The sequence below is a fragment of the uncultured Brachyspira sp. genome, from assembly GCF_934747485.1.
Lineage (GTDB): Bacteria > Spirochaetota > Brachyspiria > Brachyspirales > Brachyspiraceae > Brachyspira.
Window position 1 is genome coordinate 1 of the sequence record NZ_CAKVGN010000085.1, and the last position, 10846, is coordinate 10846.

The following is a 10846-nucleotide window of genomic DNA, read 5'->3' on the forward strand; positions in this document are numbered from 1 at the left end:
TTTAGCTATTTATATTATAAGGAATACCTACTTTATTTTAACTAAAAAACGTGCAATATCTATGGCTCCTAAACATATTTTGATATTATTATGCAAATAGATTTTATTATACAAATAAAAGAAGAGACCTAAAAATATTTTTAAGCCTCTTCTACAATAATAAGGAATAACTATTTTTTTATCAATTGTCTTTTTTATTAGTCATCAAATTCCTGATACAACAAATTACCTGCTTTGTCAATATAAAGTTCCATCATGTTGTTCATTTTTACTTTATAAACATTATAATGCTCCATTTCTACAGCCCAAATTTCTGCTTGAGGATAAGTTGCTCTTGCTGTAGCTAATACTGCCTGAGGAACTTGATTAAGAGGTACATACCAATCGGCAAATAAAGCTGAAGAACCTATTACACTTAAAGCTATTAATAAACATATTATTTTTTTCATTATTTCACTCCTTTATTTTTTATATTTTAATATTAGTCGTCAAACTCTTGACCTAATAAATTACCAGCCTTATCTATATAAAGTTCCATCATGTTGTTCATTTTTACTTTATAAACATTATAATTTTCCATTTCTACAGACCAAATCTCTGCCTGCGGATAAGTTGCTCTTGCTGTAGCTAATACTGCTTGAGGAACTTGATTGAGAGGTATATACCAGTCAGCAAATAAAGCTGAAGAACCTATTATACTTAAAGCTATTAATAAACAAATTATTTTTTTCATTATTCACTCCTTTATTTTTTATTTTTTTATATATAATTAATTATTAATCATCAAATTGCTGTCCTAATAAATTGCCGTTACTATCAATATAAAGCTCCATCATATTATTTAATTTAATTTCATATATGCTGAACTGCTTTTCTATTTTAATAATAGCAGCCTGAGGATAAGTTTTATTAACAGTAGCTAAAACATTAGCAGGCAATATTGTAGCAGGCATATTTCCATAAGTTTTTACCTCTTTCCATTCACCATTAGGAAAGAAGTCAACTTGTGTTCCATTACCTAAATATACTTCTATTTCTTCCCAATCTCTTTCTATGTAAGTTACTTCTACATTCTGAAAATGCTTAGCTATAAAATCTTGAGTGTTCTTAGGCAAAGATGATAATGGCACTCCATATCCATATTGAACATTGCTGTCTGCTGTTTGCATATAAGGGTTATAGATTGTCATATCATTTGCTGTATTAGTATCTGTTAAATCGTTAGTTTGTGCTAACAGTATAGTTGAAAACATAAATACAGCAAAAATAACATTTAATAATTTTTTCATTTTTATCTCCTTACTAAGTAAATTATCTTTACAATTATAATTATAGTATAAGCGGGTGGTTTTGTCAAATTTTTTTACTAATTTTTTACAAAAAATATATATTTTTTGAAGTTTTTTTGCGGTTTTACTATGATTTTATCAAAAAATACATGCGATTTGTAAATTTAAGGTAAATTTAAACAATAAATCATTATTTTTCACACTGAAAAAGTAAAAATTATTTACTGTATTTGTATAAATATATGAATAATGATTTTTTATGTACTTATATAATTATTAATTTAATTAGGCATTATAAGCGTTTAATTATGGGAACTTTTTTAATTATTTATTCGTCTAATTAAATATATTGTAAAATTAGAACTTGATATTTTTTATTTGAAGTTTATAATTTATTAGTAAAAAAATAAATTTTTATTAAATTTACGATGTAGACTTTTTTAGGAGCGGTATTGTGAAAAATAGTTTTGTTTTTATATTGATTATATTATTCAATATTTCTTTATATTCACAGAGTAATGAAAACTCCACAAACTCTAAGATAAGCATAAATTTGGAGCAAGCATTAGACTTAGCAGTAGAAAATGATAAGACACTAAAACAGGCAGAATATGATGTACGCATAGCTCAAACTCAAAAAGACGCCTCATTTTCCGATTTATTTTTACCTTCATTAACCGTTAGCGGGGGGCTTAATTTATCAGAGCCAAAAGAATATCAATACGAAAATTTTAACACAGGAGTATATTCAAGTGCAGATACTTGGAGTGCTCAAGCAACATTATCAAAAACACTTTTCACAGGCTTTAGAAATTGGAACACTGATAAAGCAAGAGAAATAAACCTAAAAATGATGAAAGAAACATATTTTGATGAGAGAAAGAACGTAGCAATAAACACTCAATTAAATTTTTATAACACATTCGTTGCACAAGAAAATTATAAAGTATACTATCAGCAGCAGCTTAATTACAGCAATAGAATGAGAGAATCTTATATAAAGTATAGAAATGGTCAAGTTTCAGAATATGAATATTTAAATGCAAAAGTGCAATACGAAAGCACAAAACCTCAGCTTGTTGCACTCAGCAATAATTATGAAAGCTTAAAACTAACATTTATAAGGCAAATAGGCTTAACAAATGTAACTGATGAAGTAGAATTAGTAGGTAATATACTTGATGCCACAAAAATAGCATTACCAGATTTAGATATAAACGTAATATTAGATTTAATAATGGCTAATAATATAGAGCTTAGCAATATGGCAAGCAATATAGAAATGCTTGAATACAATAGAAAAGTTGCAAGAAGCTATTTATGGCCTACTTTTTCAGCAAATGCTAATGTTGGAATTACTACAATAGATAAATTAAAATTAGATAATAATAAAGATTTTTACAAAGACAGAAGCGGAGAGTTTAGCTGGGGAGTTGGATTTTCATTAAATTATGCTCTTGATTCTTTACTTCCATTCTCATCTACAGCAAAAGCAGCAGAAGAGATTCAATTAAGCATTGAGCAAATGGAAATAAGTTATGAACAGTTAAGAGACAATATAGAGATAAACAGCAGAAACCTTATTTCTACAGCAAAATCTCAGGAATTAACATTACAATCACAAGCAGAAAATGCAAGAACAGCTGCATATGCTTTGCAAATGGCTCAGAGACAGTATAGAGGCGGTACAATATCCACATTAGAGCTAAGCGATGCTGAGCTTACATATTTGAATGCACAGCTTTCATATTTACAAGCCATATATGAATATTTTTCAAGCACATTACAAGTATTAAAGCTTTTAGGAGCTTAAGGAGAAAACAACTATGATACTATATAGAAAAATTATTTTAATACTTTCTACAATTTTAATAATAGGTGCACTTTCCATTTCTTGTAAGAAACAAGTTGATTTAAAGAAGAAAGAAAACCCTATAAGTGTACTTGTTGCAGCACCTATAAGACAGTCTTTAGAGGAATATCTTGAGCTTTCTGCAGAAATTAAGGCAATAAAAGAAGTAGAAATATCTTCAGATGTACCCGGAAAAATTGCAAATATACTAAAATATGAAGGCAGTTTTGTAAATAAGGGAGACACTATAGCGTTAATAGACAGATTTGTAATAGGTGCAAATTATGCATATGCTCCGGCAAGAACACCTATTTCTGGTTACGTAACTACTACATATATGGCAGTTGGTGCTTCTATAGCAGCGGCTACCCCAATAGCAAATGTTGCTGATATTAGCAAATTAGAAGTAGAAATACAAGTACCAGAGCGTTCTATTACAGGTGTGGAATTAGGACAAAAAGTATTAATTAGAATTCCTTCCTCTCCAAATAAAGAAGTAGAAGCTACCATAACCAAAAAAGATTATGCTGTTAATCCTTCAACTCGTACTCTAATGGTAAAGGCTTTAATAGACAATAAAGACAGATTATTTTTACCCGGAATGTTTTCTGATGTATCAATACTCTTAAACTCTGCTAATAATATTTTTGTAATACCGAACAGTGCTACATTTTCTGATGATTTAGGAAAAAACTATATTTATGTTGTAAAAGAAGATAATTCTCAAAATCCTCCTTTAGAAGGAAATGTAACTTCAGGAAACACTAACAAACAATATAGAGCATACATTAGAGAAATTGATATATTATTTAGATCCAAAGACAAAGTTGCTTTAAGCGGCGGTTTAGAAGATGGCGAAGAAGTAGTAATGTTTGGTAGAGAGTTTTTAAAAGACGGTTCTTTAGTAAATAGAATAGAAAATGACCCTACAATATTAGAATATATTACCCCGCAAAATGTTAATACAAATGAAATAGTAAATAATACCAACAATACTATAAAACAACAAACAAATCAAAGAACTCAGGTAAATCAAGCAAAAGAAAATAATACTGTAAAACAAACTGCTACAAATCAAGCAAAGCCAAAAACATCATCATTATCAGCAAATAATACTAATGCCGCTAAAACTACTACTCAGCAAAATACAGTCGCAAAACCACAAACTAACACAACTGCAAAACAGCAAACTAATACCGTTGCACAAACTAATAATGTTATAATAAATACAGCAGAAAAAGATGCTGCCGATAATGAAGATGTAGTTAAAAACACTGAGCAAACAAATAATAGTGATATTTACTCTGTTGGTAAATAAAAATTATTATTTGTATTTTTAAGAGAGGTTTATTTATATATGAGAAGTTTTATTGAATTAATAGTAAAAAGACCTGTTTCTGTTTTTATGGGGATAGTGGCAGTTGTTATACTTGGTATTGTAAGTTTATCTAGGCTTCCTGTAGACTTCTTGCCTGACTTGGAATTGCCTTATATTAGTATTAGCACAACTTATGATAATGCTGGTCCGGAAGAGGTAGAAAAATCTGTTTCAAGACTTATAGAATCTGCCGTTTCTTCTGTAAACAATATTAAAGAGGTAAGTTCATCTTCAGAGGAAGAAAATTCAAATGTATTTATAGAGTTTAACTGGGGAAGCGATTTGGCATCTGCTACTGCGGACATAAGAGAGGCTATAGACAGAATAAGAAAATCTTTGCCTGATGATGCTGAAAGCCCTGCTGTTTATAAATTTTCTACTGACAATATACCTGTTATGGAAATATCTTTCTATGGTATTGACAACTTATCTGCATTATACAATTTAGTTGATAACCAAATACTTACTTCTATAGAGCAGGTTGGCGGTGTTGCTATGGCTGAAATTAGAGGAGGACTAAAAAGCCAAATTAAAGTTGATGTTGATATGAACAGGCTTCAGGCTTATGGTCTTGATATTAACTCTATAGTAAGCACTTTGGCTATGGAAAACCAAAACATATCAGGCGGTGAAACTTATGAGGGTGTTTACAAATATACTTTAAGAACTACTGGAGAGTTTAAAACTGTTGATGATATTGGTAATGTTGTAGTGGCATTAAAAGACAATAACACTCCTATAAGACTTAGAGAGTTGGCTACTATTTATGAGGGTTATGATGAAGACGGAGACGTTATAAAAGTTAATGGTACTCCTGCTGTTAATGTTTCTATAAACAAAGAATCTGGTGCTAATACAGTTGCTGTTTCTGATGCTATTAAAAAAAGATTAGACAGCTTAAACTTACCGGGAGATATAAAATACGAAATACTATTCAACAGTGCTGATAACGTTAATAATGCCATAAAAGGCGTACTTGATACTGCTTGGCAGGGAGGTTTATTTGCTGTTATTATTCTTATGATATATTTATGGAATGTTAGAACTGTACTTATAATAGCAATATCAATTCCTATGTCTATAATTGTTACATTTACTTTGATGTATTTCTTTGGTACAACATTAAATATTATCTCTCTTTCAGGACTTGTACTTGGTATTGGTATGATGGTAGATAACTCCATTGTTGTACTTGAAAATATATTCTATTACCGAAACAATGGTTATGGTAAATACTCTTCTGCAATAGACGGTACTTCTACAGTAGCACTTGCAATATCTGCTTCCACCCTTACAACAATAGCAGTATTCTTGCCTTTCCTGTTTGTAGAAGGTCAAACTGGTCAGATGTTTAGAGATTTATGTATTACAGTTACAGTTTCTATGATAGCTTCTTTGGCTGTTGCTTTAACTATAGTGCCTATGCTTGGTGCAAGATTAGTAACTACTAAAAAGTCTAAATTCTTCAATCGTTTTGAAGTATTTTTTGATAAGAATTTCCACTCTAAAGTTAATTTTGTATACGAAAAAATATTAACTTATTCTGTTAATCATAAAAATAGAGTATTAATACCTGTAATAAGTGTAGTATTTGCCGTTATAATAGTAGGATTAATATTTATAGGTAAAGAAGGTTTCCCTCAATCTGATGAAGGTCAATTAAAGGCAAGCATACGAATGCCTATTGGTACAAGAAAAGAGCAAACAGGTTCTTTTATAGACAGAATGAGAAAAGATGTTGAAGATGTTATTGGAAAAGATTTAAGCAGAATACAATCAAGAGTTAGATCAGGTTCTGATGCTAATAAAGGACAGATAAGAGCTAAATTAATAGACAAATCTGACGGAAGAACTGTAGAGACAGAAGAATATGTTGAAATGGTTAGAAAGAAATTAGCTGGATATCCTGCTACAATTAATATTGATAGTGTAAGCAGTATGCGCGGAGGAGGCAGTTCAAGCGGTATAGATATAGATATAGTAGGAGAAGATTTAACAAGAGCAAGAGAATTAGCCAATAATATCATATCTGCTTTACAAGATGTTCCAGGACTTAGAGATGTTCGTTTGAAAAAAAGCGATTCTAGTCCTGAGCTTAATGTAACTATAAACAGAGACTTAGCTTCAAAAATGGGGATTAATATTAATACTGTTGCCAACTCTATAAAAACAAGCTTCGGCGGTACTACTGCTACAAGAATGACTCCTAAAAACTCTGAAGTTACTGATATTGATGTTATAGTACAGCTTAATGAAAGAGACAGAATAAACATAGATGATGTTAATAGAATGCTTATACCTACAGCTTCAGGAATGGTGCCTGTATCTGCAATTGCTGATGTTAATAAAGATTTTGCCCCTACAGAAATAGAGAGAAAAAACAACAGCAGAATAACTTCAATTACAGCAGCAGGTTACGGCAGACCTATGAACCAAATAATGAATGACATACAAAAAACTATCAATGAAAAAGTATTTATACCTGCTGGTTTTAGTATTGTTTATTCTGGTGATTATGAGGACATGCAAGAGGCATTCGGACAATTATTACAAGCTTTGATATTAGCTTTAGTATTAGTTTATGCTATTATGGCTAGCCAATTTGAATCTTATATAGCTCCTTTCGTTATTGCTCTTGCTATACCATTTGGTTTTGCTGGTTCACTTTTCTTACTTCTAATTACAGGACAGACTTTAAGTGTATACAGCGGAATTGGTGTTATAGTGCTTATTGGTATTGTAGTTAATAATGGTATTGTACTTATTGACTATATGAATCAGCTTATGCATGAGAAGAAAATCAACGGAGATGCTGCTGCTTTAATTGCTGGTCCGAGAAGATTAAGACCTGTACTTATGACTTCGCTTACTACAATACTTGGTCTTCTTCCTATGGCTTTATCAAACGGTGAAGGTAATGAGATGTATAAACCTTTATCTTTGGCAGTGCTTGGCGGATTAAGTGTTTCTACTTTGTTTACGCTTGTTATAGTTCCTACTGTTTATGCTGCTATTAGAAACAGAATACCGCTTAAAGATTATGATGCTAAAGATTTGGCTAGTATTGAAACTAATCCAAATGTTGATGATGCTTTAAGTACACCGGGTAAATAATTGATAAAATAATATAAAAGGCTTGGGTTTTTATACTCGAGCCTTTTTTATTTTTAAATAATTTATTAATTGACTTTATTATATTTTAATGTTAGTATTTTTTTATAAATCAATAGTGTTAGAATAATTATGTATGGTTTTAAAAAAATATTTAATTTAATGATATTTTATTATCAATACTATTTTCCCCAGAAACACTTCATAGTTCAGTAATTTTTTTAATTAAATAATCAAAAAATAATAATAAATATAATAAAAAAGGACTTTTCTATGGCAACAGAAAAATTAACCAAAAAAGAAGGCAAAATTTTAAAAGTTTTGGACAAAATAGAGAAGGTTGGTAACTCTCTTCCTGACCCTACTACATTGTTTATAGTATTTGCAGTACTAATGCTATTTATATCTCATATATGTTTTAAATTAGGAATTTTTGTTGAATATGAAGTATTTGATTCTGCAACTAGTTCATATATTACAAAAACAGTTAAAGCTGTAAGTCTTTTAACTCCAGAAGGAATAAGACATATTTATACTTCTGCTATAAGCAATTTTACAAGCTTTTTCCCATTAGGAGTAGTATTTGCCATAATGCTTGGTGTTGGAGTGGCAGACGGTACAGGATTTATGTCAGCTGTATTAAGAAAACTTGTAAAAGTAACTCCTAAACAATTAGTTACAGCTTCGGTAGTATTTTTAGGAATAATGTCAAATATAGCTTCTTCTACAGGATATGTAGTTTTAGTTCCGCTTGGGGCTATAATATTTATGAGTTTTGGAAGACACCCTGTTGCTGGGCTTGCTGCTGCTTTTGCTGGTGTTTCTGGAGGTTGGAATGCTAATTTAATAATAGGTTCTAATGACCCTTTATTTGCGGGACTTTCTACAGAAGCTGCTAGATTATTAGACCCTTCTTATACTGTACAGCCTACAGGCAACTGGTATTTCATGTTTGTATCTACTTTCCTCATCACTATAATAGGCACAATAGTTACTGATAAAATAATAGAGCCAAGACTTGGTAAATATCAGCCTGATGAAGATTCTGTTGTTTCTGATATTGAAGCTAATGAAAAAAGAGGAATGTTATTTGCTATTATATCATTTATCATTTATGTGATTATCATTCTTGCTTTAGTATTGCCAAAAAATGGCATATTAAGAAACCCTGAAACTGGCGGAATACTTCAATCTCCTTTCATGAGCGGTATAATAATAATGATGATGTTTGCTTTTTTAATACCGGGATTATTTTATGGTATAGGTGCTGGTACTGTAAAATCTGATAAAGAGGTTGTAGCTTTAATGGTTAAAACTATATCTACTATATCTGGATTTTTAGTATTGTTGTTTTTTGCTGCTCAGTTTGTTGATTATTTTAATTACTCAAATGTAGGAATAATACTTTCTGTAACTGGTGCTAATTTCTTAAAATCTATAGGTTTTGTTGGTATTCCTTTAATAGTTTCATTCATTATTGTAACAGCATTTATTAATATATTTATAGCAGTAGATTCTGCTAAATGGGCAATAATGGCTCCTATATTTGTTCCTATGTTTATGCAGCTTGGTTTATCTCCAGAGCTTACTCAGGTAGCCTACAGAATAGGAGATTCTACTACAAACATAATTGCACCTCTAATGCCTTTCTTCCCTTTAATAGTGGCATTTGTAAAAAAATATAATAAAGACAGTGGCGTTGGAACTGTTATTACTATGATGCTTCCTTATTCTATAGCATTCTTAATAGCTTGGATAATTCTTTTAGTAATATGGATGTTAATAGGTCTTCCTGTTGGCATTAATGCTCCTATACATTATGGAATGTAATTAAATTTGAATAGGATTAAAAAATGAAATCGAGAGAAAAAAATATAAAAAAAATTATGAAAGAAGAAAATATTGATGCTTTAATAGTATCTTCTCCGGAAAACTTTCATTATGTTACAGGAACTGCATCTCATCAGCATGCCGTTTCAAGAATGCCTGCTGTATCTATGGCACTTGTAAATAGTAATGAGAATATTCAAACTGTAGCAATTTGCATGGATTTTGAAAAAAAGGCTTTAGAAGATAGAGCGGATAATTGCAAAGTAGTGCAATATGATACTTGGGTGGGAGTTAAAACTTTTGATAAACTTACAAGCAGTGAGGGTTCACTTGGAGCAAAAAATTTCAAAAGCTTTTCTGGTTCGTTTGATATATTGGTTAATTTAATAAAAGAGTATGGACTTGAAAATAAAACTATAGGTTTGGAGTTGGATTTTATAAGTATTAATTATTTTAATTTATTAAAAGAGAAGCTTCCAAACATAATAATAAAAAATTCAAGCCCTTTATTTATAAGAGCAAGGTCTGTAAAAACAAAAGAAGAAATTGACATTATAAAAAAAATAGCAAATGTTGGTGCTTTGGCAATGCTTCATACTAGTAAATTTGCTAAGCCGGGTATTACAGAAAAAGAGCTTATGGATATTTACAGACTCAATGTTATGGAGAGTAAAATATGTGTGCCAAGTACATGGTCTGCTTTTCTAACAGGAACTAATGCATCTGCTTTAGCAATATCAGGAAACACTATAGTAAAAGATACTGATATAATAAAATTTGACGGCGGAGTTAATGCTGAGTGGGATTTTTATACTACAGATATGTCTAGAGCTTGGGTAATGCCTAATGCAGATAAAGAGCTTTTTAAATTAAAAGATACATTATATGAATCAAGAACATTGATGATAGAAAATATAAAACCTAATGTTCCTTTTTCTGAGATATTTAATATAGGTTTTGAGTATGTTAAGAAAAAATATCCCGGTTATGAAAGGGGACATATGGGACATAGTATTAGTATGGGGCCTCAAACTGCTGAAGCTCCTTTTGTATCCAAAAATGAAAATAGAGTGATAGAAGAGAATATGGTTTTGTGTATAGAATCTCCTTGCTATATAGAAGGTTTAGGAGGTTACAACATAGAAGATATGATTGTTGTTACTAAAGATGGATGCGAAATTATTACTGATGCAGCTCCGCATTATATTGACTGAATATTATTAAAACTTAATATAGTAAAATTTATAAACTACATTAAGTTTTAATATATTTAAAACGATATTATTATAAATAATTGTTTTTAACAAATATATAAAAATGCACAGGAGCCAGACATATTGCAGTTAGGAATTCCTTAATTTCTTAAAGTATAGCATAGGTGTATCA

8 protein-coding genes are annotated in these 10846 nt (G+C 30.3%); 5 read left to right on the forward strand and 3 right to left on the reverse strand.

The genetic code is table 11. From position 1 onward, the window contains the following. Positions 1–197 precede the first annotated feature (197 nt). From Q0H31_RS11915 to Q0H31_RS11925, 3 genes are read right to left on the reverse strand one after another with little or no spacing between them, the layout of a single operon-like run. Positions 198–449: a PepSY-like domain-containing protein gene (locus Q0H31_RS11915; protein WP_295298471.1), complete on the reverse strand. Its 252-nt coding sequence runs from the start codon at positions 447–449 to the stop codon at positions 198–200. 32 nt (positions 450–481) lie between these two features. After that, positions 482–733 (reverse strand): PepSY-like domain-containing protein, encoded by a 252-nt coding sequence (locus tag Q0H31_RS11920; RefSeq protein WP_295298473.1) that lies wholly within the window; start codon positions 731–733, stop codon positions 482–484. A 43-nt stretch (positions 734–776) separates the two neighbouring features. After that, complete coding sequence (locus Q0H31_RS11925; protein WP_295298475.1) at positions 777–1289, reverse strand: PepSY-like domain-containing protein; 513 nt, start codon at positions 1287–1289, stop codon at positions 777–779. Positions 1290–1743: 454 nt separating this feature from the next. Here Q0H31_RS11925 and Q0H31_RS11930 point away from each other — a divergent pair, with 454 nt between their 5' ends. The 5 genes from Q0H31_RS11930 (at position 1744) to Q0H31_RS11950 (ending at position 10674) form a co-directional block, all read left to right on the forward strand. Beyond that, positions 1744–3102 (forward strand): TolC family protein, encoded by a 1359-nt coding sequence (locus tag Q0H31_RS11930; RefSeq protein WP_295298477.1) that lies wholly within the window; start codon positions 1744–1746, stop codon positions 3100–3102. Between the two features lie 13 nt (positions 3103–3115). Then, positions 3116–4459: an efflux RND transporter periplasmic adaptor subunit gene (locus tag Q0H31_RS11935; protein ID WP_295298479.1), complete on the forward strand. Its 1344-nt coding sequence runs from the start codon at positions 3116–3118 to the stop codon at positions 4457–4459. A 39-nt stretch (positions 4460–4498) separates the two neighbouring features. Continuing rightward, a complete protein-coding gene (locus tag Q0H31_RS11940; protein ID WP_295298480.1) occupies positions 4499–7633 on the forward strand; it encodes an efflux RND transporter permease subunit in 3135 nt (1044 codons plus the stop codon). Between the two features lie 270 nt (positions 7634–7903). Further along, positions 7904–9460, forward strand: a complete 1557-nt coding sequence (locus tag Q0H31_RS11945) for an AbgT family transporter (protein ID WP_295298482.1) — start codon at positions 7904–7906, stop codon at positions 9458–9460. 23 nt (positions 9461–9483) lie between these two features. After that, positions 9484–10674 carry a Xaa-Pro peptidase family protein gene (locus Q0H31_RS11950; protein ID WP_295298483.1) on the forward strand — a complete coding sequence of 397 codons (1191 nt, stop codon included), beginning with the start codon at positions 9484–9486 and terminating at the stop codon, positions 10672–10674. The last annotated feature ends 172 nt before the right edge of the window (positions 10675–10846 follow it).

Bases quoted from the DNA above. Each gene is read 5' to 3' on its own strand.
- Q0H31_RS11915 (WP_295298471.1), bottom strand. From the start codon at position 449: ATGAAAAAAATAATATGTTTATTAATAGCTTTAAGTGTAATAGGTTCT.
- Q0H31_RS11920 (WP_295298473.1), bottom strand. From the start codon at position 733: ATGAAAAAAATAATTTGTTTATTAATAGCTTTAAGTATAATAGGTTCT.
- Q0H31_RS11925 (WP_295298475.1), bottom strand. From the start codon at position 1,289: ATGAAAAAATTATTAAATGTTATTTTTGCTGTATTTATGTTTTCAACT.
- Q0H31_RS11935 (WP_295298479.1), top strand. From the start codon at position 3,116: ATGATACTATATAGAAAAATTATTTTAATACTTTCTACAATTTTAATA.
- Q0H31_RS11940 (WP_295298480.1), top strand. From the start codon at position 4,499: ATGAGAAGTTTTATTGAATTAATAGTAAAAAGACCTGTTTCTGTTTTT.
- Q0H31_RS11945 (WP_295298482.1), top strand. From the start codon at position 7,904: ATGGCAACAGAAAAATTAACCAAAAAAGAAGGCAAAATTTTAAAAGTT.
- Q0H31_RS11950 (WP_295298483.1), top strand. From the start codon at position 9,484: ATGAAATCGAGAGAAAAAAATATAAAAAAAATTATGAAAGAAGAAAAT.